This window comes from Mesorhizobium sp. WSM4935, from assembly GCF_029625735.1.
Taxonomy (GTDB): Bacteria; Pseudomonadota; Alphaproteobacteria; order Rhizobiales; family Rhizobiaceae; genus Mesorhizobium.
On record NZ_JARTVR010000019.1, the window covers coordinates 18,317 to 45,169 of the forward strand.

The 26,853-nt window shown below is 64.9% G+C and carries 22 protein-coding genes and 1 pseudogene; 11 read left to right on the top strand and 12 right to left on the bottom strand.

Annotated features, from left to right (window positions below; genetic code table 11):
* Positions 1 to 17: 17 nt before the first annotated feature.
* The gene (locus P9273_RS28735) at positions 18 to 755 is read left to right on the top strand and encodes an SDR family oxidoreductase (protein WP_278051828.1); all 738 of its coding nucleotides are present in this window, start codon (positions 18 to 20) and stop codon (positions 753 to 755) included.
* A 164-nt stretch (positions 756 to 919) separates the two neighbouring features.
* Here P9273_RS28735 and P9273_RS28740 read toward each other — a convergent pair whose 3' ends face one another.
* From P9273_RS28740 to P9273_RS28760, 5 genes are read right to left on the bottom strand one after another with little or no spacing between them, the layout of a single operon-like run.
* Positions 920 to 2,413, bottom strand: a complete 1,494-nt coding sequence (locus P9273_RS28740; RefSeq protein ID WP_278051830.1) for a sugar ABC transporter ATP-binding protein — start codon at positions 2,411 to 2,413, stop codon at positions 920 to 922.
* Positions 2,410 to 3,504 carry a hypothetical protein gene (locus P9273_RS28745; RefSeq protein ID WP_278051831.1) on the bottom strand — a complete coding sequence of 365 codons (1,095 nt, stop codon included), beginning with the start codon at positions 3,502 to 3,504 and terminating at the stop codon, positions 2,410 to 2,412. Before P9273_RS28745 ends, P9273_RS28740 begins: the two co-directional genes overlap by 4 nt.
* Complete coding sequence (locus tag P9273_RS28750) at positions 3,501 to 5,618, bottom strand: ABC transporter permease (protein ID WP_442920267.1); 2,118 nt, start codon at positions 5,616 to 5,618, stop codon at positions 3,501 to 3,503. The genes P9273_RS28745 and P9273_RS28750 overlap by 4 nt, the downstream gene beginning before the upstream one ends.
* 23 nt (positions 5,619 to 5,641) lie before the next feature.
* Positions 5,642 to 6,646: a sugar ABC transporter substrate-binding protein gene (locus P9273_RS28755; RefSeq protein WP_040985776.1), complete on the bottom strand. Its 1,005-nt coding sequence runs from the start codon at positions 6,644 to 6,646 to the stop codon at positions 5,642 to 5,644.
* A gap of 31 nt (positions 6,647 to 6,677) precedes the next feature.
* Positions 6,678 to 7,655 carry an ABC transporter permease gene (locus tag P9273_RS28760; RefSeq protein WP_040999604.1) on the bottom strand — a complete coding sequence of 326 codons (978 nt, stop codon included), beginning with the start codon at positions 7,653 to 7,655 and terminating at the stop codon, positions 6,678 to 6,680.
* 398 nt (positions 7,656 to 8,053) lie between these two features.
* Here P9273_RS28760 and P9273_RS28765 point away from each other — a divergent pair, with 398 nt between their 5' ends.
* A complete protein-coding gene (locus P9273_RS28765) occupies positions 8,054 to 8,866 on the top strand; it encodes an MBL fold metallo-hydrolase (protein ID WP_278051834.1) in 813 nt (270 codons plus the stop codon).
* Positions 8,867 to 8,930: 64 nt separating this feature from the next.
* Here the strand turns inward: P9273_RS28765 and P9273_RS28770 are convergent, their stop codons facing one another.
* Positions 8,931 to 10,097: an ABC transporter substrate-binding protein gene (locus tag P9273_RS28770; protein ID WP_278051836.1), complete on the bottom strand. Its 1,167-nt coding sequence runs from the start codon at positions 10,095 to 10,097 to the stop codon at positions 8,931 to 8,933.
* A gap of 567 nt (positions 10,098 to 10,664) precedes the next feature.
* Here P9273_RS28770 and P9273_RS28775 point away from each other — a divergent pair.
* From P9273_RS28775 to P9273_RS28785, 3 genes are read left to right on the top strand one after another with little or no spacing between them, the layout of a single operon-like run.
* The gene (locus P9273_RS28775) at positions 10,665 to 11,564 is read left to right on the top strand and encodes a branched-chain amino acid ABC transporter permease (RefSeq protein ID WP_278051837.1); all 900 of its coding nucleotides are present in this window, start codon (positions 10,665 to 10,667) and stop codon (positions 11,562 to 11,564) included.
* An 8-nt stretch (positions 11,565 to 11,572) separates the two neighbouring features.
* Complete coding sequence (locus tag P9273_RS28780) at positions 11,573 to 13,411, top strand: branched-chain amino acid ABC transporter ATP-binding protein/permease (RefSeq protein ID WP_278051838.1); 1,839 nt, start codon at positions 11,573 to 11,575, stop codon at positions 13,409 to 13,411.
* A complete protein-coding gene (locus tag P9273_RS28785) occupies positions 13,408 to 14,130 on the top strand; it encodes an ABC transporter ATP-binding protein (protein WP_040999594.1) in 723 nt (240 codons plus the stop codon). Before P9273_RS28780 ends, P9273_RS28785 begins: the two co-directional genes overlap by 4 nt.
* 32 nt (positions 14,131 to 14,162) lie before the next feature.
* On the opposite strand, the gene P9273_RS28790 is transcribed toward P9273_RS28785, so the two are convergent.
* The 3 genes from P9273_RS28790 to P9273_RS28800 are packed head-to-tail and all read right to left on the bottom strand — an operon-like array spanning position 14,163 to position 17,702.
* Entirely contained in the window at positions 14,163 to 15,176 is a 1,014-nt protein-coding gene (locus tag P9273_RS28790; protein WP_278051839.1) for an ABC transporter permease, read from the bottom strand.
* On the bottom strand, positions 15,173 to 16,723 hold the full coding sequence (locus tag P9273_RS28795) for a sugar ABC transporter ATP-binding protein (protein ID WP_278051841.1): 1,551 nt from the start codon (positions 16,721 to 16,723) through the stop codon (positions 15,173 to 15,175). Before P9273_RS28795 ends, P9273_RS28790 begins: the two co-directional genes overlap by 4 nt.
* A gap of 40 nt (positions 16,724 to 16,763) precedes the next feature.
* Positions 16,764 to 17,702: a sugar ABC transporter substrate-binding protein gene (locus P9273_RS28800; protein ID WP_278051843.1), complete on the bottom strand. Its 939-nt coding sequence runs from the start codon at positions 17,700 to 17,702 to the stop codon at positions 16,764 to 16,766.
* Positions 17,703 to 18,113: 411 nt separating this feature from the next.
* On the opposite strand from P9273_RS28800, the gene P9273_RS28805 reads away from it, so the two are divergent.
* Positions 18,114 to 18,896, top strand: coding sequence for an SDR family NAD(P)-dependent oxidoreductase (locus tag P9273_RS28805; protein ID WP_040999668.1), 783 nt, complete (start codon positions 18,114 to 18,116; stop codon positions 18,894 to 18,896).
* Between the two features lie 42 nt (positions 18,897 to 18,938).
* Here P9273_RS28805 and P9273_RS28810 read toward each other — a convergent pair whose 3' ends face one another.
* Positions 18,939 to 19,817, bottom strand: coding sequence for an N-acyl homoserine lactonase family protein (locus tag P9273_RS28810; protein WP_278051845.1), 879 nt, complete (start codon positions 19,815 to 19,817; stop codon positions 18,939 to 18,941).
* Positions 19,818 to 19,875: 58 nt separating this feature from the next.
* Complete coding sequence (locus P9273_RS28815; RefSeq protein WP_278051847.1) at positions 19,876 to 20,418, bottom strand: hypothetical protein; 543 nt, start codon at positions 20,416 to 20,418, stop codon at positions 19,876 to 19,878.
* 210 nt (positions 20,419 to 20,628) lie between these two features.
* Between P9273_RS28815 and P9273_RS28820 the strand changes: the two genes are divergently transcribed.
* The 5 genes and pseudogenes from P9273_RS28820 (at position 20,629) to P9273_RS28840 (ending at position 25,854) form a co-directional block, all read left to right on the top strand.
* Positions 20,629 to 21,618, top strand: a complete 990-nt coding sequence (locus tag P9273_RS28820) for a LacI family DNA-binding transcriptional regulator (protein ID WP_278051848.1) — start codon at positions 20,629 to 20,631, stop codon at positions 21,616 to 21,618.
* Between the two features lie 173 nt (positions 21,619 to 21,791).
* Entirely contained in the window at positions 21,792 to 22,619 is an 828-nt protein-coding gene (locus P9273_RS28825; RefSeq protein ID WP_278051849.1) for an SDR family NAD(P)-dependent oxidoreductase, read from the top strand.
* Positions 22,620 to 22,677: 58 nt separating this feature from the next.
* Positions 22,678 to 23,478: an N-acyl homoserine lactonase family protein gene (locus P9273_RS28830; RefSeq protein ID WP_278051850.1), complete on the top strand. Its 801-nt coding sequence runs from the start codon at positions 22,678 to 22,680 to the stop codon at positions 23,476 to 23,478.
* A 58-nt stretch (positions 23,479 to 23,536) separates the two neighbouring features.
* Positions 23,537 to 24,460 (top strand): annotated as a pseudogene (locus tag P9273_RS28835) (NAD(P)-dependent oxidoreductase); the annotation flags it as partial.
* A 20-nt stretch (positions 24,461 to 24,480) separates the two neighbouring features.
* Positions 24,481 to 25,854, top strand: a complete 1,374-nt coding sequence (locus P9273_RS28840; protein WP_278051852.1) for an MmgE/PrpD family protein — start codon at positions 24,481 to 24,483, stop codon at positions 25,852 to 25,854.
* 21 nt (positions 25,855 to 25,875) lie between these two features.
* Here the strand turns inward: P9273_RS28840 and P9273_RS28845 are convergent, their stop codons facing one another.
* Positions 25,876 to 26,805: a LysR family transcriptional regulator gene (locus tag P9273_RS28845; RefSeq protein WP_278051853.1), complete on the bottom strand. Its 930-nt coding sequence runs from the start codon at positions 26,803 to 26,805 to the stop codon at positions 25,876 to 25,878.
* Between the last annotated feature and the right edge of the window lie 48 nt (positions 26,806 to 26,853).

Here is a 26,853-nt window from a genome sequence, read left to right on the forward strand (position 1 = left end):
GCCCGTGGAGGGTCTGAATGACAGTTCGGCGAAAGACAGCTTTCGTGACCGGCGCGGCGAGCGGCATCGGCCGCGCCATCGCGACGAGCCTCCGGGCCGAGGGCGCTCGCCTCGTGCTCGCGGACCGGCAGGCCGAGGCGCTTCAGGCGCTGGCGAGCCAGCTGGGCGGCGAGATCTTTCCGCTTCCGCTGGACATTACCGATGCGTCGGCCGTCGATGCATGCCTGGAACAGCTGCCGATGGAATTCCGCGACATCGACATACTGGTCAACAATGCCGGCCACGATATCGGCGGCCGCGTCCGCTTCGACCAGGGATCGGCGGATGACTGGTCGGCGATCATCGAGACCAATTTGATCGGCCTGATGCGGGTGACGCGCGCGATCCTGCCAGGCATGGTCGCGCGCGGCCGCGGCGACATCATCAATATGAGCTCGATCAGCGCGCTCCGGATCGTGCCCGAGCAGGCGCCCTACTCCGCCAGCAAGGCCGGCGTGCACATGCTGAGCGACATCATCCGCGGCGAGCTCGCGGAGACCCCGCTGCGCGTCATCGAGATCATGCCCGGCCTGACGCGCACCAACATCGTCACGACCCGGCATCGCGGCGACGAGGAAGCGGCGCGGCAGTATTTCGAACGCTTCGGCATGGCGCTCGATCCCGAGGACGTGGCGCGCTGCGTGATGTTCGCGCTGAGCCAGCCGCCGCATGTCCAGATCGCGCAGATGTTCGTGCTGCCGACGAACAGGTGGTAGGGCCGGACCGACGGCGGCCCTAGACTGGTTCACCGTTTCACGGAAACGGCGAACCACTCTATTTCTTTGTTTTCACGCAATTCCGGACGGAAAACCGCTCACACTTTTCCTGGAATTGCTCTAGCCATCGCTTAGGCTTGCCCCAAACCGGCTGACCGACCTGTTTAGTGCACGGCCGCGTACATGATGCGGCTTTCGGTAGCCTCGGCGATGTCCATCTCCTCGACGACGCGCCCCTGCCGCGCAACGAGGATACGGTCCGACAGCGCCAGGATCTCGGGCAAATAGGACGAGATCACCACCACCGCCATGCCGCTGTCGGCAAGCTCGTTGATGAAGTTGTGGATCTCGACGATGGTGCCGACATCCACGCCACGCGTCGGCTCGTCCAGGACGACCAGCTTCGGCTTCTGGATCAGGGCCTTGGACAACACCACCTTCTGCTGGTTGCCGCCCGACAATTCGATCACGCGTGCATCGGCATCGATCGCCTTGACGCCCAGCCGCTTGGTCCAGGCCGTGGCAAGCTCTCGCGCGTTGCGCGGCGTGACCGCGGTCAGCGGATTGGTGCCGGTCGCCAGCGCGCCGAGCTGGACGTTGCTGGCAATAGTCATCGTCTCGAAAAAGCCTTCGATCTTGCGGTCCTCGGTGACGTAGACGATGCCGTCGCGCACCGCGGGCCGCGGCGTGCGGTAGCGGACCGGCCGGTCCTCGAAGCGCACGGTTCCGCCGTGGAAATAATCGCGCTTCAAGACGCCGGCGACGATCTTCATCGTCTCTGTCCGCCCTGCGCCGACCAGGCCAAACATGCCGGTCACCTGGCCCGCGAACACGGAGAAGGACGTGTTGCGGACCGTGTTGCCCATCGAGAGATTCTCGACGCTCAGGATCTTCTTGCCCATCGGCCGCGCCTTGCGCTTCTCGTCGGCGTAGAGCTCGCCGGACAGGCTCCGCCCGACCATGGCCTGCACGATGCGGTCGCGGTCGAAACTGCGCGTGTGGTCGGTGACGACGACCTTGGCGTCGCGCATCACCGTGATGCGGTCCGACAGGTAAAGTGCCTCCTCCAGCGCGTGGCTGATGAAGATGATGGCGATGCCCTGCTCCTTCAGCCGGCGCGCCAGGTTGAAGAAGTGGAATTTTTCCTCGGGCGTCAGCGTCGCTGTCGGCTCGTCGAAGATGATGAGCCGGGCGTGGTGGTGCACGGCGCGCGCGATCTCGACCATCTGCTTCTTGCCGGCGCCCAGGGTGGAAACCTGGGACGTGGGATCGACATAGAAATTGAGCGACAAGAGATAGCGTTGCGCCTGGATGTTAAGGCCGCGCAGGCGGTTGAAGAGTTTTTCGTCGCCGAGATAAATGTTCTGCGCCACAGACATGGACGGAACCAGATTGGTTTCCTGGAAGACCATGGCGACGCCATGTGCAAGCGCGTCGGAGGGCGAGTTGAAGACCGTCGGCTTGCCGTCCAGGACCATCTCGCCCGAGGACGGCTGATAGACGCCGGCCAGCACTTTCATCAGCGTCGACTTGCCGGCGCCGTTCTCGCCGAGGATGGCATGGATCTCGCCCGGACGGACATCGAGATTGACGTCCGAAATCGCGAGCACGCCGCGAAAGTCCTTGGAAACACCACGCAATTGAACCAGTGAATTCATGCCGCCGTCTCGTCGTCGATTGCCACGATCTTGCCCGAGCCTTTGGCGCCGGCAATCAGCCTGCCGCCCACCTCGCAGAGCGACGTCACCCCGTGGACATCGCCATCGGCGCGGCTCTGGTAGCTGCGCAGCATGGCCATGCGATCGTCACATCGCACCACAAGGCCGGTCGACCATGTCGGCGACCATGGCTTGAGCATGTTAAGCTTCTTGCGGGCGCCGCCCTGGATCGGTTCGAGAAAGCTCTTTCCGGTCACCAACGCCGGCGCGATCCAGTAGGCCGGGTCGATCGTATCGACCATGCGGCGCCGGTATTCGTCCTCCTTGAGCACGAATTCGACCAGCGGATTGCGCGGCGCGAACATCGCGAGCCAGAAGCCGCCCGAGGCCGACGGCGTCATGCGGCCCGGATAGGCAGGCAGGGCTCCGAGCGCGACGCGGGGCTGTGAGCCGCCCGTCAGCGCAAGGACGCGATGCCGCCACGCTTCGGCGACGAAGATGTCCTTTCCCGAAAGCGCCAGGCCGGCCGCGAATTCCAAGCCGCCCAGAAGCCGTTCGGCACGGCCGGTGGCGGTGTCGATCCGCCAGACCGAGCCGCTCGCCGACTTCGTCATCAGGTCGCGCTTCCACTCGCTCGCCGCATGGCGATCCGATCCGACGGCAACGAATAATGTCGTCGGGTCGGCGAAGACCGTGGCCGTCACGCAGGAAGGATTGACGCCTTCGATGGCCAGAGGCCGCGAGGCGGCGCCGGGGCTTTCCAAGAGAATTCCGCGCCCTTCGACCGCAATCGCCAGGCTTTCGCCCAACGCAGCGATAGCGGTCACTGGTCCGTCCATCGAACAACGCGCGCTCAGGTCGAATTGCGAGGCATTGCCGGCGGTCGACAGCGTCAGCAGATCGTTGCCGGAAGAGCAGAGGATTCCGTCACGCGCGGCCGTGAGATTGTCGATGCCGTCGAGCTGCATCAGAACCGGCATCGCATCCAGCTTCGCGTTCGGCCGCAACGGTCCGTCCATCGGCGGCACGGTGCTGCCGGTAAGATCGAAGCCCCGAAAATTGGCCCAGGCTTTCCAGATGGCGGCGATCATGAGCGGGCGCCCCAATAGGCGTCCTGCGCGCACCAGTTCGGGTCGGCATCGGGCAAGCGGTAGCGGCCGATGCGATTGTTGGAGACGCCGCCGAGATAGAGCCAGCCGCGATGCTCGCGCATCGAGGTGATCATGGGATGGTTGAGGCCGCCAAGGTCCCAGAGATTGTCGAGGATCTCGCCCTTCTCGTTGAACTTCACCACGCAGCCGGTGTTGATGTTGGGGTAGAGCCATTGGTCCGGCGCGACGCGGCGGGCCATGCGCTTGCGGAAGCCCGGCATGCGCAGCGCCAGATCGAGCGCGGGTCCGCGCATGCCGAGCAGCGCTAGCCAGTAATTGCCGTCGGAAGAGCGGTTGATGTTGTCCGGATAGCCCGGAAGGTTGGAGATAACCTTCTCGGTCCTGCCCTTCTTCGGGCCGTCGAAATAGTATCGGCTGATCGAGCAGGTCCAGCTCTCGGCGAACATGAAGGATTGCCCGTCGGGGCACATGGCGACGCCGTTGGCGAACACCAGCTTCGGAATTTCCGTGTGCGTCCTGCCGGTGCGGGGGTCGTAGCAGATGATGCGCCCGCTCGCCCGGCTCTCGAGCGCGTCGGTCGCCCAGTCCTCCTGCTCGTAGCGGATGGTCGCCTCGCTGAAATAGATGCGGCCGTCCGGCGCGACATCGACGTCGTCGGCCAGGCGAAGGCGCGAATCGTCCACCACCGAGAACCAGCTGCGGTTCGTCTCGTCGGTCAGCTTGGTGACCGTCTTGTCAGGCGCCACCTGGAAAAGCCCCATGCCGCCGATGCAGACGAGCAGATTGCCGGCCTTGTCGAAGGCCATGCCGAGCGGATGGCCGCCGATATGCGCGAACACCTCGGAACGCTTATGGTCGGGATCGAAGAAGCGCACGATGTCGCCGTGGCGCGTGCCGCAATAGAGATTGTCGTCGCGATCGAGGATGACGTCCTCCGGCCCTTCGATCTCGCCGAGGCCGATGATCTCGACGGAGCGCAGCCGGTCGTTGAGCACATAGGGCGAGCCGGGCGCATCGACTTGCGGCGACGGCGGCAGCGCCAGATAGGCGGGCGACACATAGACCTTGGCGAGGATGCGGTGGCGGTGCTTCTGCCAGCGCATGTCGACGAAGACGGCGAGCAAAAGAATCGCCCCTAGGATCGTCGAGGTGATCGGCCCGCTGATGCCGAGATTGATCAGGCCATTGGTCAGCATGAGCACAAGAAGGCTGCCGATGATGGCCTTGGCGACGGAGCCTCGGCCGCCACCGATGGCGGTGCCGCCGAGCACGGCGGCGGTCAGCGCCTGCACCTCCAGACCGACGCCGGTGTCGGATCCCGTGCTGCCGAGGCGGGCGGCGAACAGGAAGCCGGCGAGCGCGCACATGGTGCTCGAGGCGACATAGGTGAGGAACACCATGAAGCGCACGTTGATGCCGGCGTTGAAGGCCGAGCGCCGCGCCCCGCCGACGGCCGTGAGCCGCCAGCCGGGCCGCATGCGCGACAGCACCAGATGCCAGGCGAGCGCGATGATCAGCGTGATCACCAGCGACACCGGAATACCGAGCACCGTGCCTTCGCCGATGAACACCCACAGATCCGACATCGAGAACCCCGACATGATCGAGGTGGACATGCGCACGAAGACAATCTCATAGAGCGAGCGGAAGATGATCAGGCTGACCAGTGTGGTCAGGAAGGCGCGCAGCCGCAGATAGCCGATCAGCACGCCGTTGATGGCGCCGCAGACCATGCCCATGCCGAGAATGCCGGCGAGAACCGCCGGTACCGGCATCTCGTAGACATTCACGCCGATGAGCGAGAATAGGACGGCAAGCGAGAAGACCGAAGCCACCGAGAGGTCGATGCCGCCAGAAATCATGACAACGGTGAGCGCCAGGACGACAAGCCCGAATTCGGCGAACTGGCGGGCCAGATCCGACAGGCTGGAGAGCGACAGGAAATCGGGAATGACCGATCCCATCACCAGCACCGTGAGCACCAGCGCGGTGAACGGGATGGCGTTGTCGATCCATCGCTTGGACATGATCTCCCCGATCAGATGATCGGGGAGAAAGCGCGAGCGCAGAGACGCTAAGGTGTCGCTGGACATGATGCTGATTGACTTGCCCCGGCTTACTTCAACTGGTCGAGCGACCAGCAGGTGCGCGGGCCGATATTGTCTTTGGTCAGCAGCGTCAGCGGCGTGTAGTACGAGGTCTTCGATTCGCCGGCCTTGGCGGGCGACAGCAGCGTCTGGACGATCTGCTGGTTGATCGCGTTGCCCTGCAGCGGAACGTCATAGCTGATGATCAGGTCCAGAAGCCCTTTCTGGATGTTGTCGCAGCCGATCTGGTTGCCGCCGCCTGACGTCACGACATAGACGTCATTGGCCTTGCCCGCCGCCTGGATGGCGGCGCCCGCGCCGACATCCTGGTTGTCCCAGTTGCCGACCACGCCGCACAGGTCCGGATGCTGCTGCAGCACCGTCTCCATGATGGCGCGCGCCTTGGCGGGATCGTACTGGGCAGCCTGCTCGGACACGATCTTGATCGCCGGATCCTTGGCGAACGTCTGCTTGTAGGCATAGAGCTCGTAGAGATCCGACGCCGCGGTCGGCTGGCCGCGGATGATCGCGATCTTGCCGGACTTGCCCGATCCGGTGCCGCACTGCTTCACCAGCGCGTCCGCCTCGATATAGCCGACACGCGACCAGTCGGCGCCGACATAAGCGTCGGTCGGCACGACCGATTCCAGGTTGAGCTGGATGACCTTGATGCCGGCGTCCATGGCGCGCTTCAGCAGGCGCGCATAGGACTGGACATCCGGATTGTGGGCGATGATCAGGTCGGGCTTTTCGGCGATCAGCGCCGTCAGCGCCCGGGTGCCGGCGTCGGTGCTCCAGTTCGGGTCGCGGATCTCGAGCGTGTAGCCGAGATCGGCCGCCTGCTTGCGCATGATGGCGGCCCAGCCTTCCGTCAGGTCAAAGCCCATGGCCAGCGGAATGAAGACGACGCGCTTGCCTTTGAGACCATCGTAGAACGGATTGCGCGACGGATTGTCGAGACCGTCATCGGCGTGAGCGGCCCCCGCGAGGCCGAGTGCCATGAGCCCGGCCGCCAGGATAGTTCTGAATTTCATGGTTTCCTCCCGTTGGATTGCAAAGCTTTGTTCAGATGTCGCCCTGGCTCTGTTGCGAAGTCTGCTCGTCCCTCGGGTTGATGAAGCTATCGACCGTGATGGCGAGCAGCAGGATCAGGCTCTTGATGAGGTTCTGCGTCGTGTAGGTGATGTCGAGGATGGTCATGCCGTTGAGCAGCACGCCGACCAGCAGCGTTCCCACCAGCACGTTGCGCACACTGCCGCGGCCGCCGCTGAGGCTGATGCCGCCGAGCACGACGACCAGCAGCACGTCGTAGATCATCGTCGAGTTGTAAACGCGGGTGCTCATTCCCGAGACGGCGGCGGCCATCACCACGCCGGCGAGGAAGGCGATCAGGGCGCTGATCACATATTGCGCCACGATCAACGGACGCAGCGGCAGGCCGGTGATGCGCGCGGCGAGCGCATTGTCACCGGCCGCATAGACGAAGCGGCCGAAGCGCGTGCGCATCAGCACAAGCGCGACCAGCGCAGCCAGCACCGCGAAGGCCACAATGGGCATCGGCAGGCCGAGGAAAGCCCCCTGCCCGAGGAAGTCGAACCAGCCGACGCCGGCAGGCGAATTCTGAACGTCGATCTGGAACAGGAAGGCGCGTCCCGAGCCATACATCACGAGGCCCATCGCGAGTGTCGTGAAGATGGCGGGAATGTCGGCGTAGGCGATGAGGATGCCGCTGGCCAGGCCGATGGCCAGCGCCAGCAGGGCGCCGTAGACCAGGGCCGTGTCGAACGGCGTGCCCGACTGCGCCATCGAAAGCACCCAGGACAGCGACACCACCATGGTCGCCACCATGGCGAGGTCGATGCCGCGGCCGATGACGACCAGCCCCATGCCGAGGCCCAATATGCCAAGGATGGAGACGCTGCGCACCAGCGCGATCAGATTGCCCGCGGTGAGGAAGTTGTTCAGCGTGGCGGCAAAAACCACGAACAGCGCGACGGCGAGCGCGAACACCACGCCCTCCTGCGACAACCGCGCCTTGGCCATTGTGCCACCTCCCGAACCAGGCCTTGCCGGCCCGGTCGCGAACCCCCTTCGCGACCTGCTTTTGCTGCCGGCGACCATCCCCTTTTTGGCTGGCTCAAGACATATCCGCCCAGGGAATATCAGTTATGTTTCATGCTGGATCGGGCATGCGCGCCGCATCGGGCGGAACTGCGGGAGCTGAAGGCCGGCGCGTTCGGCAGGGCCTGCCATGCGAAAAGCGCCATAGCTGTTATCCGGATTCTGCACAGCCTCGTCGCTTCACTCCGCCTTGCCAATCACGCAAAACTGCTGACCGACAGACGAAGGCGCTAAAGCGCCTTCTGCACCGGGAGGAAATGATGACGGACGAGCCGCGCAAACAGACGCCGGGGGTCTATAGACGCCGAGTGGGGGATGCCATGGTCACCGTCATCAATGACGGCTTTCTCGACATCAGCGTGGCCATCCTGCGCGGAACCGAGCGCGGCGACATGGAAGGCCTGATGCGCGAGCAGTTCCGGCACACGGAGCCGCGCCTCACCGTCAACGCCTTCGTGATCGAAACCGGCAAAAACACCGTCCTGGTCGACGCCGGCGGCGGGTCGACCACGGTCTACTCCATGGGCCTCTTGCCGCAGAATCTCGAGGCCGCCGGCTTCAAGCCGACGGACTTCGACACCGTCCTGCTCACCCATATCCATCCCGATCATTCGAGCGGCCTGATGGACAGATCGGGCAAGCCGCTCTTTCCGCGGGCTGAGGTCATCGTCCACCGGGATGATCTCGACTTCTGGTCCAATCCCGAGAAGCGTGAAAGGTCACCCGCGGCGCGGCCTTATACCGGTTCGGCCGATGCCCTGCTGTCCAGCTATCGGGGTCATTTCCATCCCGCCGAGGGCGGGGAAGTGGTGCCGGGCATCAGGCAACTCCCGCTGCCTGGACATACGCCCGGCCACAGCGGCTATCAGCTCGACTCGGCCGGCGAGACGCTGGTGATGTGGGGCGACACGGTGCACGTGCCGGAGATCCAGATTCCGCGGCCCCAGGTCACCAGCGAATTCGACGTCGACGAAGCGCTGGCGCATCAGAATCGCCGCAAGATCTTCGAGCATGTCGCCAACGAGCGGCTGCTCGTCACAGGCGGGCATCTGCATTTGCCCGGTTTCGCACATCTGGTGAAGGCCGGGGACGGCTACCGCCTGGTGCCTGAAGCCTGGCTGGTTCAGCTCTGAGAACAGGCAACAGAAACGGATAAGGGCCGGTCCGATCGGAACCGGCCCTCATGCTTTTGAAGCATCAGTCGGTGACTTCGACCCAGGTCTTGCTCTTGGCGTCGTATTTGACCAGCGTCACCTGCTCGGCCGTGATGGTAATGTGGCTCTGCTCGGTAAAGCCGATGGTGCCGGTCATGCCCTTGAAGCCCTGGACCGCGTTGAAGCCTTTCTGCAGGTCTTCCGGCTTTGTCGACTTCACGTCCTTGATGACCTGCGCCAGCATCTTGATGCTGTCGTAGGCGCCGGCAGAGAAGGGCGTGGCGTCGACGTTGAACTTCTTCTTGTAGGCATCCTTGAAAGCCAGAAGCTCCGGGCCCGGATGCAGTTCCGTCGTCAGCATCGCGGTGATCGTCCCGTCGGCAAGGTCGCCGGCCAGCTTCGAGTAGGTGTCGTCGGCATTGGTTTCGTCATTGCCGTAGACGATGGCGTCATAGCCGATCGAATGCAGGTCCTGCACAAAGGCCGCCTGATCCTGCGGCGTCAGCCACACGTCGACGCATTTGATGCCCGCCGCCTTGATGGCGTTGACTTCCGGCATCAGTCCGGCGGTCGCGCCCGTCGACCAGTTCTCGGTGATGGTGTGATCCATGGCGATCTTCTTGCCGGCCTTGTCATAGGCAAGCTGGATGCCGAACAGACCGCCTTGCCCGTAGGTGGATGGATCATGCAGCACCGCGAGGCCGTCGGGGCAGTGCTTCAACGCATGCTGGCCGATCTTTTCGCCCCAGGCGAAGGTGTTGAGGCCGAAGTCGAAGACCCACGGATTGGGCGGGCTGGTCGGGCCGTCCGGATTGACGGTCAGGCCGCCATCGTCGACGACGCCGATGGTCGGGAACTTGTGGCGCTGCGCCAGCTGCGCCGTGACCGGGCCGGTGTCCGGCGAGCCGGCAATGGCGATCGCGCCCTGCGACATCAGCTTCTCATAGAGCTGGCCGGACAGCGTGGCCGACGCATTGTCGTTGTGCGGGTCGAGCTTGAAGGTGTGGCCGTCGACACCACCGGCAGCGTTGACCTCATCGACCGCCATCTGCGAGCCGTTCACCGTGGCGATGCCGGTCGAACCATAGGCGCCGGTCGTTCCTGCGATCAGGCCGATGAGATATTCGTCCGCCGCGCCGGCCTGGACGCCGAGCCCCCAGAATGCCGTCGTGGCCAGCAACATCGCGGAAGTCGTCGCGCGTTTTCTCATGTCTGATTTCCCTCCCTGCGATCGGTGGGCATGAACCGACAACCCGATCGCTCAATTTGCCCTGCGCTTCCCGCGCCCTCTCGGTGTTGGATTTTGCTATCCCGTTGCCCGGCCTTGTCAACGCGAGCGCCAGCACCCCGGAGCCGGTTCAGCGACCTTGCAAATGCCACTGGAGAAGCCGGCCAAGCACGACTATCGATGCGGCCGGAGAAGAGCTCTATGTCCGTTCTAATCCATTAGTTTTATTTAGTTTTCTGATTCGAGCGACTTGGTTCGCCGATACGTGGAAACACGATCTCGTCGCCCTGCGTTTCACCGTTCCGAAACGCCGTCCAATCGCTGCGCTCATAGCTGTTATGTCACTCGCATCAGCTATTTCCGGACGGTCACTTTCGACTAGGTTTTTGGGCACCGGCGCAGCATGCCAAAGCTGGATATTGCGACATGGAACCCCGGCCCGACGGTTCACAGCTGAACCGGGGCGGCTATCCGACGGAAGCGTCTCCCGCGAGGCGATAAAGCCGGCTGAGGAGGCGACGCCGGCCGGAGGAGAGGGGAAAGCCAGCAGTGCTGCAATTCGTGTTGAGCGGAGTAGCGATAGGATCGATCTACGGTCTGATCGGCATGGCGCTCGCGATCTCGTTTTACGTCACCCGCATCATCAATTTCGCGCAAGGCCAGCTGATGATGGTGACCGTGATGGTCACCGCCGAACTCGCCTCTTCCGGCTATCCGGTATGGGTGGCCGCGCTTGCCGGCCTGGCGTGCTCATGCGTCGTCGGCATCCTCTCCTACGTCATCGCGGTGCGGCCGATCCTTTTGTCGAACCGCTTCAGCTTCGGCTGGCTGGTCTCGACGCTGGGCTTCGCCGTGATCGTGGAAAACGCGGCTGCCTATATCTGGGGCCCGACCTCGCAAGCTTTCCCGCCGATCCTCAACGGCATCAGCCTGCCAATCGGCGGCGCCGTGCTGACCGCCCAGCAGCTTCTCGCTATCGTCACCGCGGCAGTGCTTGCCGCCGGCTTCGAGATCGTGCGGCGCCACACGCTGTTCGGCAAGCTCGGCATGGCGACGGCGGCCGATCCCGAGATGGCATCGGCCATCGGCGCCAACACCACTGTCGTCGCCATCGTCGCCTTCGCGGTCTCCGCGATCTATGCCGGGATCGCGGGCCTGCTCATCGGACCTTCGACCTTCGCCAATCCCTATCTCGGCGATACGTTCGGGACCTACGGCTTCATCGCCATGATGATCGGAGGCGGTACCGAGCGGCCGATAGCGGCTATGTTCGGCGGCCTGCTGCTCGGCGTCTGCGCCGAAGGCGCCAACGCGCTCATCAATTCGCAGGCTTCGGACTGGTTTCCCTTCATCGTGCTCGTGCTCATCCTGATCGTCTCGCCCAAGGGCCTGTTCAGCACCAGCAACCCCCTGTTTCGCCCGCGCCGGGCGGCCGTGACACGCGGCTGAGGTCGAGCATGGCTCCTGCATTCGATACTCAGCCGGTCGCCGCTCCAAGGCTTCGCGTCGGCCGCTGGCGCGCCGCCGGGCTGGCCGCTGTCCTGATCGTCTATCTCGCGGCCACCGCCTATATCGCCCATACCGACCTCGGCCTCCAGAGCCTGGTGCTGGTGGCCGCGGTCTTCGGCATCCTCGCCATCAGCCTCGACCTTGTGGCCGGGATGCTCGGTCTCTATTCGCTTGGTCAAGGCGGCTTTTTCGGGATCGGCGCTTATGCGACGACGATCCTTGCCAACGACTATGGCTGGAATGTTTTCGGCCTGCTGGTGCTGGTCCTGGCTGCGACGGCCCTGATCGGCATGGCCGTGGGCGCGATGTCGCTCCGGGTCAGCGGTCTCTACTTCGCCATCACCACTTTCATCTTCACGCTGGTGCTGACGGTCCTGGCGACCGACATGGTGACCGTCACCGGCGGCCTGCAGGGCCTGCTCGGCCCGGCCTTTCCGGATTTCCCGGCAAGCCTGGAATGGCTCGGCACACCCTTGGTTTGGTGCATCATGCTGGCGCTGCTCGCCTGCCTCGGCCTGGTCTGGAACATCCGTCATTCGCCGCTCTACCCGATCCTGCTTTCGATCCGCGATGCCGAGCCGTTCGCCGAGGCCGCCGGCGCGCGAACGGCGGCAATCAAGGTCGGCGTCTTCGGTGTCTCGGCCGCGATGGCCGGAGGAGCCGGCTGGCTCTTTTCGTTCCTCGGCGTCGTCTCTCCAAGCCAGTTCGACTGGTCGGTGTCGCTGAACGTGCTCGTGATGGTGCTGATCGGCGGCATCAACACCAGCATCGGTCCGGTTGTCGGCGCGATGTTCGTCTCGATGTTCCCGAATGTCGTCAACATCAATCCCTGGCTGCAGGAGATCGTCTATGGAGCGCTGTCGATCCTGGCGATCACGCGGTTGCCCGACGGCGTGGTCGGCATCGCGCGGCGCGCCCTTGCCCGGCGCGCCGGCGAAATAGCACCGGAGGCGGACGCCGCGGCCGAAGCCCTGCCCGCCGCGCTCGATACGGCGGCCTCGCCGGCTTCGCCGAAGGACTCCGAGGTCATCGTGGAATGCCGGGGCATCGAATTCGGCTACGGGCTTGGCCCGAAGGTCCTGCGCAATGTCGACCTGGCCGTCCGCCGAGGCCACATACACGGCCTGATCGGCCCGAACGGTTCGGGAAAGAGCACTTTGGCCAATGTGATATCGGGCGGCCTGACGCCGCATGCCGGAGAGGTCCTGCTCAAGGGCACGCGCGTTGACGGCCTGCCGGCGAGCAGCCGTTCGCGGCTGGGACTGCGGCGCACTTTCCAGGCCGCGCAGCTGGTGAAGGAACTGACGCCGACGCAGAACGTCATGGTCGGTCTCTTCGACCGGGTGCCGCGCATCATTGGCCGCGCGCCGTTCTGGCCGATGCTTGCCTCCGGCCGGCGCGACCTCGCGGCCATGCAACGTCGCGCCGGCGAGGCTCTCAGCCTTGTCGGCGCCGGCGACTGGGCCGTAAGGCAGGTGGCGGACGTGCCGCACGGCATCGAGCAGCTGACGCAGCTCGCCTCGGTCTGCGTGGCCGGACCGGACATCATCGTGCTCGACGAGCCGGCGACGGGACTTTCCGCGAAAGAGGTCAGGCATCTGGCCGCCATCCTTGCCAATCTCAAGACTCAGGGCGTGACCATGATCATCATCGAGCACCAGACGCGTTTTCTGTTCCCGCTCTGCGACCGCGTGACCGTGCTCAATGCCGGCGAAGTGATCCTCACCGGCTCGGCCGACGATGTGCGCGCCGATCCGGTGGTAAGACAGGTGTATCTCGGCGAATGAGCGAACAGCCCACTCTCGAAATCAACGCGCTATGCGCCGGCTACGGACGCTTCGACGTGGTGCGCGACGTGGCGCTCAGCGTCGGCAAGGGCGAGGCCGTCGCCTTGCTCGGCCCTAACGGCGCCGGCAAGACAACGGTCCTGCGTGCGATCATGGGTCTCGTCAAACAGCGGCGCGGCCTGATCCGGATCGGCGCCACGGACGTTTCGGCGCTGCCCACCCATCGCATCGCGCGCGGACTGGCCGCGATCGCGCCCGAGGGACGCCGCCTGTTCCTTGACCAGTCTGTGGAAGACAATCTGCTCCTGGGAGCTTTGCATCTCCGGCACGACAAGGCCCGCACTCAGACCTTGCTCGCTTCGGTCTACGACCTCTTCCCCGTCCTCAAGGCCTACCGCCAGCGGCTGTCGTCTTTCTTGAGCGGCGGCGAGCAGCAGATGGTCGCGATCGGCCGCATGCTGATGAGCGACCCCGAGATCATGCTGCTCGACGAACCCTCTGTGGCGCTTTCCCCGGTCGCCGTCGACATCGTCGTCAAGGCGATGCTGGAGCTGCGCAAGCGCGGCGCCTCGCTGCTTCTAGTCGAACAACGCACCGACGTAGCAACCCGCGTCTGCGACCGGCTCTACGTCATGACGCATGGCGAGATCGTCGACCAGATGAAGCCGGAGACGATCCGCTCCGGCGGCATGTCGATCCTCAACAAATATCTCGGCTGAAGCCCGAAACCGCCTCGTCCGTCGCTACGCTCTCAAGCCGAGGCGGCGTAGCGCCGGGCGAGCGCCGACATGCCGACGGCGAGAACCAGGATCCCGCCCTTGAAGATCGGCTGGAAATGCGTGGGCGCGCCGAAGATGCTGAGCCCGTTGAAGCCGACCGCCAGGATCAGCACGCCGACCAGCGTTCCGGTGATGTGGAACTCGCCCTCGCGCAAGGTGGCGGAACCGAGAAACACCGCGGCGAAGGCGTCGAGCAGATAGCCGTCGGCGGCGGCCAGCGTGCCGCTGCCGAGCAGCGACGACAGCAGCGTTCCGGTGAGCGCGGCGCAGAAGCCGGCGGTGGCGAAGGCGAAGATCTTGATGCGGTCGACGCGAATGCCCGAGAGCCTCGCCGCCTCCATGTTGCTGCCCACGGCCTGCATCTTCTGGCCGATGTCGGTCTTGTTGAGCACGGTCCACAGCGCCAAAAGCACCACGACCATGATGATCACCGGGTTGGGCAGACCGAAGACGATGCGGCCGAGCGCGATGTCGGTGAAGGCGCGGGGAATGCCGGTGGCGATCGGAAAGGCGCTGTAGGTGAAACCGATGCCCGTCAGCATCGTCCCGATGCCAAGCGTCGAGATCACCGCATTGATCCTGACCTTGGTCACGAGCAGGCCGTTGAGGATGCCGATGCCGGCGCCGAGAGCGAGCGCGCACAGGATGCTCAGCCAGATCGGAAAGCCCTCATACGCCATCAATCCGGTGACGATGAGGCCGACGAAGCTTGCGACATAGCCGATGCTGAGATCGAACTCGCCGACCACAAGGGTGTAGGTCAAGCCGCTGGCGATGATCGCGGTGAGCGAAGCCTGGCTCAGGATGTTGAGGAAGTTCGCGCGCGACAGGAAAACGCCGGGTGCATTGATGGAGAAGAACAGCACCATCAGCAGCAGCCCGATGATCGTCCCGTAGCGCGACAGGCCGATCAGCGCGGTCCGTTTCCATGAGGATTTGCGGGGCTGCGGCGCTTCCTTTGCCACGGGCACAGTCTCGGCCGTCATGCCGCTTCTCCTTGATCGTCTTGCGCGTCGTGATAGCTGAGTTCGATGATGCGCGCTTCGGTGACGTCGGCGCCGGTCAGCTCGCCGGTGATGCGGCCCTCGCGCATCACCAGGACGCGGTCGGCCAGCAATGTGAGTTCCTCGACATCGGAAGAGATCACCAGGATGCCGACGCCGGAACGGGCAAGCGCGCGGATGGCGTCGTGGATCTCCTCGCGCGCGCCGACATCGACGCCCCGCGATGGCTCGTCGAGGATGAGCAGTTTCGTGCCGGCGTTCAGCCAGCGCGCGATCAACGCCTTCTGCTGGTTGCCGCCGGAAAGGCCGGCGATCTTGGCCGTGACGCCCGGCGTCTTGATGCCGAGATGGGCAACGAGGCTTTCCGCCTGCCGCCGGCCCTTGGCGTCGGAAAGGAACGGAAGGCCGGGCACGCTGCGCAGCAGCTTCAGCGTCGAGATGTTGATGTTGAAGGCGACGGACTGCTGCAGCATCACCCCTTGCGAGCGGCGCTCCTCAGGCACCAGTGCGATGCCGGCTCTCACCGCTTCGGACGGGTTGGCGACGTCGAGCCGCTTGCCGTCCAGCTCGAAATGGCCGGCCTCGGGGCGCGCGAGGCCTGTAACGAGATGGGCGAATTCGGTGCGGCCGGCTCCAACCAGCCCGCCCAGTCCCAGAACCTCACCCTTGTAGAGATCGAGGCTCACATCCTTCACCGCCCGCTTCCAGGCGATGGCACGCGCGGAAAAGACCGGCTGCCGGCTGCGGTCGGCGGCAAGCCGGTCGCGCTCGTCCGGCGTGCGGATGGCATGGCCTATGATGGCGCGGACCAATCCTTTCTTGTCCAGCGCGCCGCGCTCGGCCTCGCTGACGATGCGGCCGTCGCGGAGCACGGTGATCCTGTCGCAGAGCTGCAGCACCTCCTCCAGCCGATGCGACACATAGAGGATGGCGACACCCTGGGCGGCGAGGTCGCGGATGATGGCGAAGAGCTGCTCGCTTTCCGGTTCGGAGAGCGAGGCGGTCGGCTCGTCCATCGCGATCATGCTGGCGTCGCGGGTGAGCGCCTTGCCGATCATGACCAGCCAGCGCTGGGCGACCGACAGCTCGGAGACTTTCGTATCGAGCGGAAACCGGATGCCGACGCGCTCGGCCGCGGCGCGCGCGGCGACGCCCGAGCGCTTCCAGTCGATCATGCCGAACCGCGTCACCTTCGGCGCGCCAAGCAGCATGTTCTGCAACGCGCTGAAATGCGGGATCAGATTGAGTTCCTGATGGATGAACGCAAGCCCGGCGCGCTCGGAAGCCTGCGGCGAGCCCATCTGAAGCTCGTCGCCCGCGATGGTCACGCTGCCCTGGTCCGGACTGGTTACGCCGGCAAGACAACGGATCAGCGTCGACTTGCCGGCGCCGTTGGCGCCGACAAGGCCATGCACCCGGCCGCGCGCGATGTCGAGATCGGCGCGGTCGAGCGCTAGCTCACCCGCAAAGGATTTGGTCAGGCCGCGGATGCGCATCCATGCGTCGGCGGCCGAAACGGTCGCCGACACCTAGCCGCTCCGTTTCGCAAAGCGGCCCGGCCGGCAGGTCTCACATGCCATTGGGATGTTCGGCCATGAACTTGTCGACATTGTCCTTGGTCACCACCACGCCGGGGATCTCGATGGTCTTCGGCTGCCAGGAATCGCCGGCCTTCATGGAGTCGAGAATGGCCTGGAATACCTCCTTGCCTTCCTGATAGGCGGGCTGCCAAACCGTGGCCGTCATGTCGCCTTCCTTGACCAGCTGCAGGGCCTGGGCGCTGCCGTTGATCGACACAGTAGTCACGTCGGTGCGGCCGGCCTGGCGCAGAGCCGCCACGGCGCCCTGCATCGGCTCGTCCCAACACGACCAGATCGCGAGCGGCGTGTCGCCGCCGGCGGGATGCGCGGTCAGCCAGGCCGCGGCCGTGGCGTTGCCAAACTGCACCTGCCCCGGCGCGACCACTTCGCTATAATCCACCTTGACGCCCGACTTACCCTTGACGCCTTCATCGAAGGCCACGCCGCGGTCGATGCAGAGCTTGCCCGGATGGAAGGTCATGGCCAGCACATTGGCCTTCTCGCCCGTCTTCTCCAGGAGATATTTGACCGAATCGTCGCCGACCTGCCGGCCGCTGGTCGTCGCCACGATGCCGGGGACGATCTCGCCGCCCCAGGTGCCGACGGGAATATGCGCGTCGCGCGCGGCCGCAAGGCCGGAGCCGATCGAGCTGCTGGCGAAGGCCAGCACGAAGATGGCGTCGACATGCTGGGCCGCGAAGTTATTCATCGCCGCGTTGGCCTGATCGGCGCTGGCCTGGGTGTCGGTGACCTTGACGTCCCAGCCGGCTGCCTTGGCGGCGTCCGTCGCCCCGCCGATGACCGCGATGTTGAGCGCGTCGTTGGCGAGCAGCGCGACGATGCCGAGTGTCTTGTGGTCCTGCGCCTGCACGGCGGTTGAAACGATCATCGTTCCGGCGGTCAGTAAGGCGAGCAAAAGCCTTTTCATCTGGGAAATCCTCCTCTCCCCGTTGGTGCCGGCCATGGCGGGCCGACGGTTCCCTCTCCTCGGACTCCGACCAGGGGCGCCGGACACCGGCCTTGCCGTATCCGCTGGCACCCCTGTCGGCCGCTTGCATGCATGACTCCGTTGCAGCTCCCGTGAGCCAACATGAGACGGAGACGCACGCCACAAATTTTGGTACCGGTACCATATGGTAGTTTTAGCAGGCCGGCAATAGCCAGCATCGCGTGCCCCGTGAAATTCGCGTTCGCGACGGCACATGTGATTTGAAACGAGCAAGATCGCGTTGCTAAGCTGATTTTTCTTGTTATCGGTATCAAGCTGGGGCTATGGCTGAAGCAGCCGAAATGGAGAGCGCCGCGAGCGCGTGACAGTCCGAACGAGATGGGAGCAGACATGAAAGTGACCTACGACTTTTCCGGCAAGAACGTCATCCTGATCGGAGGGACGACCGGCATCGGGCGGGCAACGGCGCTGGCCTTCGCCAAGGCCGGAGCCAATCTCTACGTTTCCGGCATCGGCGCGGACTCCGGAGAAAGCCTCAAGGCCGAGGTCAAGCCGCTTGGCGTCGAGATCGAGTTCGAGGAAGTCGACGTTCGCGACAGCAAGGCGATGGCCGCCCTGCACAAGCATGCCTTCGACCGCTTCGGGCGCATCGACATCGCCTTCAACAATGCAGGCGTCCCGGGCAAGACCGCGCCCGTGCACGAACTCGAGGACAAGGATTACGACCTGCTGATGGACGTCAATCTGCGCGGCATCTTCAACGGCCTGAGGCATCAGGTCCCGCATATGACGGCCAAGGGCGGCGGCGCGATCGTCAACACCTCGTCGCTGTTCGGCGTCATGGGCTTTGCCACGACCGCGGTCTACTGCGCCAGCAAATGGGGCGTGATCGGCCTCACCAATTCGGTGGCGCTGGAAGTCGCGCGAAAGAACATCCGCGTCAACGCCATCGCGCCCGGCTCGGTGATGACGCCGCTGCTGCGTGGCATGTTCGGCAGCGAGCAGAGCGCCAAGGACACGGTGCTGCCGATGATCCCGATGGGCCGCATCAGCGACCCGTCCGAGATCGCGCAGCTGGTGCTTTTCCTGTCGTCGGACGCTGCGTCCTTCATCACCGGACAGGCCGTGGTGATCGACGGCGGCGGCTTCGTCGCGGGCGCCGACAAGCTCTGAGGCCTCAAGGCAGGGGGTTGCCCCCTGCCTTGCCGTCCCCGTTCAGGCGACGCAGCTCTTCTCGCCCTTGGCGAGGGCGATCTCCACCACCTGAAGCCCCCTGTCCGTCAGCCGAGACGGGAATGTCGTGCGCAGCCGGTCCTCATGTACCGGGATCACCCTGCGCACGTCGCCGCCGACCGATTTCAGCATTTCGGCGCTGGAGAAGATCAGATTGTGCTGGCTGCCGACGGCCAGCCCGATGGGCACGATCTGCGGCGCGGCCGGATCGAGCCCGGTCAAGTTGTCGTAGGTGTAGATAAGATCGCCGGCGAATATCCAGCGATCCTCGCCACTGCTGGTGCCGTCGTTGCGGACGGTCACATACATGCTGCCGTAAGTGTGGGTGTCGGCGGCGAGATGGACGTCGATCCCCGGCAGCACGTTTTCCTGGTCGCCGTCGATGCAGATCATGCGGCCTTCCTTCGCCGCCTCGACCGCGCGCACGATATCGGCCGGATCGCCGCCGCCGACCAGGAAGCGGTATTCCGGCCCGAGCGCCAGGGCCCAGACCCATTTGTCCAGCTCGCTCTTCTGAACGTAGAATTTGGCGTTGGGAAACAAATGCATGGCGCCCATATGGTCGAAATGGGCATGGGTGATGAAAACGCTGGTCACGTCCTCCGGCTTCACGCCGCATTCGGCAAGAACCGCCCGCGGGCCGTGATAGTTCGAGACGCCATAGGCGGTGGCCAGTTGCTCGCCATAGGCGACATGGTCGTAGCCGGTATCGATCAGGATGGTTTCGCCGCCGCCCTTCAGAAGCGCATAGGCATAGGGAAGCTTGCGCGTGCCCTGGTGCTGCGGCCCGTACATCATGACGCTGAAGGGGAATTTCTCCACCGCCGCGTATTCCAGCACCCAGATCGAGTAGTGTGCCATTCAATCCTCCCTTGATAGGCTGGAGCGGTTCGCCGTTTCACGGAAACGGCGGACCGCTCTATCTCCTTGTTGACGCAATTCCGGACGGAGAACCGCTCACACTTTTCCTGGAATTGCTCTCGATGCCTTGGCCGGAAAGGCGCGGCGCGTGTGTGGCGCAACAGGCCTGGCCGAAATCGACGAGCTCGAAGCCCGGCAGCAGGCGCGTCGTCGCCCGCAGATGGTCGCTCGTCGCGCGCAAAGCGCGCGTCAGCGTGTCGAACCGCTTGTCCGACCTGTCCTGCGCCCCGCGGCAAGCCGTCGCCGCGGCGCAAGCTTCCATGAGCGTCTCGGCGGCGCCGCGCATATGATGATAATGGTGCGCGGCCGGCTCCGGCGCCTGCAAGGCGCGAACGGCTTCGGCCGCCTGCATCACGGCCTGTCTCGCTCCTGCCAGAGCGCCCTCGGCCAGCGCCGCCTGGCGGCGCGACGTCAGCAGGAACAGCGCATAGCCGGACAGCTGGGTCAGGGTCTGGCTGATCAATCGCTGCGCGTCACGCGCGGCGTCGGCATAGCGCAGCAGCGACTGCTCCGTCACGCCGACGCAGGAATACACGCCCATCGCAAATCCTCCACGCCGGCATCGCGGCGTCCTCCTCTCTTGGGCATTACCCGATTTTGATATCGGTAACAACAGAATTGCTCCAACCCGCGCCAACGGCTTGTTTGTTTGACAAGGGAATGATTTGATGCGCGCCGGCCGGACCGAGCGATAACAAACATGCCCAGGCGATCATCCGACAATCCAGAAAGGCGCAACGGAAGCGCCCGAATGCGCGACGTCGCGGTTCGCGCCGGGGTCTCCACCATGACCGTCTCGCGGGTCCTGAACGAGCCCGGCAAAGTATCCGAGGAGATGCGCGAACGCGTGCTGACGGCGGTTCGCGAGATCGGCTACCTGCCGAACCACCTGGCGGGCAGCCTGTCCTCGAACCGCTCGACGACCATCGGGCTCATCGTGCCCAGCATCGACAATTCGATCTACACGCAGACGGTCAAGGGCCTGTCGGAGGTGCTGAAGCGCTCCGGCTTCCAACTGATGATCGCGGAATCGGGCTATGATCCCAATGAGGAAGAGGAACTCATCACCGTCTTCCTCAGCCATCGGGTCGGTGGGCTCGTGCTGCACAGCACGGAGCATACGCCCCAGGCGATCGAGAAGATCCGCAAGTCCGGCATTCCGGTGGTCGAGAACGGAAACATCCCCAAAGAACCGCTCGACATGGTCGTAAGCTATTCAAATCGCGATGCTTCTTACGCGATGACCATGCATCTCGGCAGGCTCGGTTACCGCAGGATCGCCTTCGCCAGCCTCTATTCCGTGCACAATGACCGCTCTCAGGACCGCCTGAAAGGATATTTGGCTGCGCTCAAGCAATTGGGACACGATCCCGACCCGCGCATGGTGCTGGAAACCGGGCGCGGTCTTGCCGCCGGCGCCGAAGTGGTGGCGCGGGTGATGCAGAGCGTGCCGGAGGTCGACGCGCTCTTCTGCGCCGGCGAAGTTCTGGCCGCCGGCGCGCTGTTCGAGTGCCAGCGCCGCAACTGGTCGGTGCCCGGCCGCATCGCGCTCGCCAGCTTCGACGATGTCGACCTGTTGCGGCATGTCAGCCCCTCCATCACAACCTTGCGGCTGCCGCGCTACGATATCGGCGAGCGGACGGCGCGGATCCTTTTGAGCCGCATCATCGACGGCGCCGATCACCTGCGCGGCAGCGTCGTCGACCTCAAGTTCGAAGTCATCCAGCGCGAGAGCACCTGACCCGCCCCTGGGACCGGAACTGCGACACCGCTCCCCCGCTTTTCTGCGATTGCATTTTGTTACCGGTACCAATATAAAGTCGAGACCTGCAGGGCAGTCGGGTGCCTGGCGGGCTGTCGGTAGGAACGAAGGGTCTTGGCAATGCTCGCAGAGTGGCGGAACAGGATTTGAGCTTGTCGAAGGAAGCCGAGGGGGCGGCGCCCTCCACCTGGGCGAAGCCGCTCAACGAATGCACCGCCTTGATCACGGGCTCCACCGCTGGTCTCGGGCAGGCGATGGCGGCAAGGCTTGCCGAGGCCGGATGCGGCGTCATGCTGCACGGGCTGGAAGACGCCGAGCAGATCCAGGCGCAACGCGATGAGCTCGCCCGCAAGACGGGCGCCCGTGTCGCCTACCACAAGGCCGATCTCTCGACGCGGTCGGGGGTCGAAGGACTGATCAATGCCGCGATGTCGGTGCTTGGCCCGATCGACATCCTCGTCAACAATGCGGTCGTCCGGCACTTCGCGCCGGTCATGGATTTTCCGGCCGAGCAGTGGGACCTTGCGCTGGCGGTCAACCTCTCCGCCGCGTTCCACGCCATCCGGCTTCTGCTCCCCAACATGCGCAACCGGAATTTCGGCCGGATCTTCAACATCACCTCGGTCTACGGCATGCGCGGAACGACCGACCGCGTCGGCTATGTGACGACGAAGTCTGCTATCCTCGGGCTGACCCGCGCCGTGGCGCTGGAAAACCTGGATCGCGACGTGACCTGTCACAGTCTCTGCCCAGGGTCGGTGCTGACGCCGGGCACGGAGGAACGGGTGGAGAGGCTGATGGCGGAACGCGGCATCGATCGGACGGCGGCCGAGCGGCTCTTCCTCGAAGGCAAGCAGCCGGGCGGCAATTTCGTCTCTGCCGGGAGCATCTCGGACCTGCTCGTTTTCCTGTGCGGCCCGATCGCCCGCGACATGACCGGGTCCGTGCTGCCGGTCGAAGCGGGCTGGCTGGCAAGTTGAGCCGGCGCTGAGGCCAACCGACATGCTCGCGCGGGCACGGCGCTGAAGGGAGCTATCCATGGACGACCTCTACGAAGTCTACGCCATCCGTTACGGCCATCACGACCGCAATGCGGCCGCGAATTTCATCGGCGGCGACCCGCATGACGGCCCGATGCCGCTCGACTATTTCGTCTGGGCGATCGTCGGCAAATCGCGCACTTTCGTGTTCGACACGGGCTTCGACGCGAAAGTCGCGGACCGGCGCCAACGCAATCTGCTGCGCCCGGTCGGCGAAGGGCTGAAGATGATCGGCATCGATCCGGACAAGGTCGAGGATGTCATCATCTCGCACATGCATTTCGACCATGCCGGCAATCACGAGCTGTTCCCGAAGGCCCGCTATCACGTCCAGGACGTGGAGATGGCCTACTGCACGGGACGCTGCATGTGCCACAGCTATCTCCGGCATCCGTTCGACTACGAGGACGTGGCCAGCATGATCGGCAAGCTCTATGCCGGGCGCGTGACTTTCCATGACGGCGTCTCCGAAGTCGCCCCCAACCTCACCGTTCATCGTGTCGGCGGACACTCGAAGGGCCTGCAGGTGATCCGGGTGAAGACGCAGCGCGGTTGGGTGGTGCTCGGCTCCGACGCATCGCATTTCTACGCGAATTTCGAGCAGAACCGGCCTTTCCCGGTGCTGGAGAGCGCAACCGACATGCTGGACGGCTACGCCACTATGAAGAGGCTCGCCAGCACGCCGAACCACATCATCCCGGGCCACGATCCGCTGGTGCTCGCCCGCTATCCCGCCGCCCTGGCGGGCGTGGACGACATCGTGCGTCTCGACCTCGACCCGATCCCCGGAGTGCCGTGAGCGCCTTCTTGATCGATGCCCCTGACGGTCGAAAACCTCGGGGTGTTCGTCACAAAATCGTATGGAGACGACAATGACTGATCTCAAGCTTGGCCTGGCTGGCGCCGGCAGGATGGGAACGCCGATGGCGAAGCGCCTGATGGCGGCCGGCTACCACGTGAGCGTCTATGACACCAATGCCGCCGCCGTCGAGGCATTGGCTGCTCAGGGCGCCGGCAGGCCCGCGACGCCCGCGGAGCTGGCGAAGAGCTGCGACGTGGTGCTGCTTTCGCTGCCGACGCCGGAGATCGTGCAGGCCATTTGCCTTGGCCCCGACGGGCTTGCGTCCGCCAAGGGCGCGAGCATCGTCATCGACCTCTCCACCACCGGTCCGCGGACGGAGCGCCTCGTCGCGAAAGGTCTCGAGGCCGCCGGCATCGCGCTGGCCGATTGCCCGGTGAGCGGCGGCGTGGGCGGCGCTGAAAAAGGCACGCTGGCGATGATGGCCGCTTGCGACGCGGCGACGATGGAAACGATCCGCCCAATCCTCGAAACGCTCGGCAAACCGGTCCATGTCGGCCTGGAGCCGGGCATGGGCCAGATGATCAAGGTGATTAACAACCTGATGTCGGTGACGGCGTTGTCGATCGCTTCGGAAGCGCTCGTGCTCGGCACCAAGGCCGGGCTCGATCCGGACGTGATGCTCGAGGTCATCAATTCGGGCAGCGGCAGCTCCAACGCGACGATGACGAAGATCCCGAAATTCGTCCTTACCCGCGGCTTCGATTTCGGCTTCGCCATCGGGCTGTCGGCCAAGGACATCCGTCTCTGCCTCGAGGAGAGCGACGCGCTGGGCGTGCCGATGATCGTCGGCGGCGCGGTGCGGCAGCTGCTGACCGTGGCGAAGAGCGATCTCGGCCCGGACGCGGACCTGACCGAAATCATCAAGCCGATCGAGGGTTGGGCCGGCGTGACGGTTGCCGGCAAGAAGGCCCAGGCCTGACGTCGGCCGGAACGCATCCGATGAGCGCCACTTCCCCCCAGGCGATTGCCCCGGGCCTGTCGCGCCGGCTTGCGGCGTTCGTGCGCAATTCGCAATGGAGCGACGTGCCGGAGCCCGTGCGGCAGCATGCGCTGCGCGCCCTCTTCAACGGTTTCGGGACCGCGCTTGGCGGCTCATCCGACCAGGCGATCCTGCGCCTTGCGGCGAGCCTCGCGCCCTTCTCCGCCGGGGCGTCGGCAACCGTGATCGGTCATGAGGCCAAGCGCGATGCGCCGACCGCGGCTTTCCTCAACGCGGCGTCGATGAACGTGTTCGATTTCGACGACACCCATCAAGGCACGATCATCCACCCGACCGCGCCCGTGGCGCCCGTTCTCCTTGCCCTGGCCGAGTCTCAGCCGGTCAGCGGGACTGAGCTGCTGCACGCCTTCGTGCTCGGCGTGGAGGTGACCTGCCGGATCGGCAATGCGATCTCGCCGGGCCACTACAATCGCGGCTGGCACATCACCTCGACCTGCGGGATCTTCGGCGCCGCTGCGGCCGCGGCGAAGCTGCTCGATCTTAGCGAGGAGGAAATCCTCTGGGCCTTCGGCAATGCTTCCGCCCAGGCATCGGGCCTCGTCGAAACACTGGGTTTCATGGTCAAAAGCGTCGGCGTCGGCACCGCCGCGCGCGGCGGCCTGCTCGCGGCGCTGATGGCGCAGGGCGGGGTCGAGGGACCGCCAATGCCGCTCGAAGGCCCGCGCGGTTTCCTCAAGGTGTTGTGCGACGCGCCGCAGTCCGAGCTGATCGAGCGCGGGCTGGGCAGCGACTGGGAAAACCTGCGCAACATGTTCAAGCCATATCCCTGCGGCGTGGTACTCAACCCTGTCATCGACGCATGCCTCACCCTGCGCCGAACACCGGATTTCTCCGCCGACTTGGTCAGTGACATCACAGTGCGCGGCTGCCCGCTGCTCAAGGCCCGCGCCGACAGGCCCGATGTCACCACGGGCCGGGAGGCGCAGGTCAGCGCGCAGCATGCCGTCGCTGTCGCCCTGTCGCGCGGCACGGCGGGCGCAGCCGATTTCAGCGACGCGGCGGTGAACGATCCCGAGGTGAAGGCATTGCGCGCCAAGGTGCGTCCGATCGAGACGGACGAAGCCATTCCGGTCGAGGCGGCATACATCTCCGTCCGCTGCAGCGACGGGTCGCATTTCGAGACGAGCGAGCTGGCCGCGACCGGCAGTCCGGCGCGGCCGATGACGGATACCGCGCTGCGCGACAAGTTCGCCGCCCTCGCTGAGTACGGCTGCCCGGCGATCGATGCCGGCGTGCTTGCCGACAGGTTGTGGGCGCTGCGCGGCGTCAGCGACGTCGGTTCGATCATGGCGCTGGCCCGGCCGAAGGCGTAAACGACAGGCCGCCGAGCGACCTCAGCGACTGTGCTGCGGCGGCTTCCAGACATGGGTGGAGATGATGTCCCTCAGTTCCGTGCGCACGGCGCGGAACAGCGGACGGAATGTCGAGGACATCGGTTTCTGCGAAGACGTCGCGAGGATCAGCTTGCGCGTGATCTGCGGCTCGAACGGCCAGACCTCGATCCGGCCGGCTTCGGCGAGCAGATGCACGGAAGCATAGGGCAGGACCGTATAGCCGCCGCCTTCCTCGACAAGCAGCAGCGTCGACGGCATCGCCTCCAGCTCCATCTCGATGCGCGGATAGATGCCGTGCTCGGCGACGATGTTGTCGATCAGCCGGCGCAGGCCATGCGGCCGGCTCGGCAGGATCATCGGCAGTTCCGCAAGCACGTTGAGGCCAACTGGGCCGCGCGGCAGCAGAGGTTCGGCCAGCGCCGGACCGATGAGGAAGAGCTCGTCGTCGGCGAGCGGCTCGGTCAGCACGGAAGGGTGGTTGGGTGAATTGTAGAGCACCGCCGCGTCGATGCGGCCGGCGATCAGCCATTCCAGGATGTGGCCGCTGAAGCCTTCGATGACCTGCAGGGCGACATTCGGGAACTCGTTCTTGATCTTCTTGACCAGCGGCACCGTCAGCACCGTGCCGACGGAGGGCGGAACGCCAAGCACCAGCCTGCCGCGCGGCGACGCTCTGAGATTGGACACGGCGTTTTGCGCGAGCCGCATGCGCTCGACGATCTCGTCGGCATGCGATTTGAGGAGCGCCCCGGCTTCGGTGAGCACCACGCCGCGGCCGTTGCGGTGGAACAGTTCTACACCCAGTTCCTCTTCGAGACCGCGGATATGGCGCGTGATCATCGGCTGGGTGACGTTGAGGTCGAGGGCGGCCTTCGAGAAGCTGCCCGCCGAGCCGACCGCGATGAAGACCTGTAGCTGCTTCGTGTCCAACTCAAACCACCCAACCCGCCGCCGGGCGGTGCCCTGCCCGAAACCTTC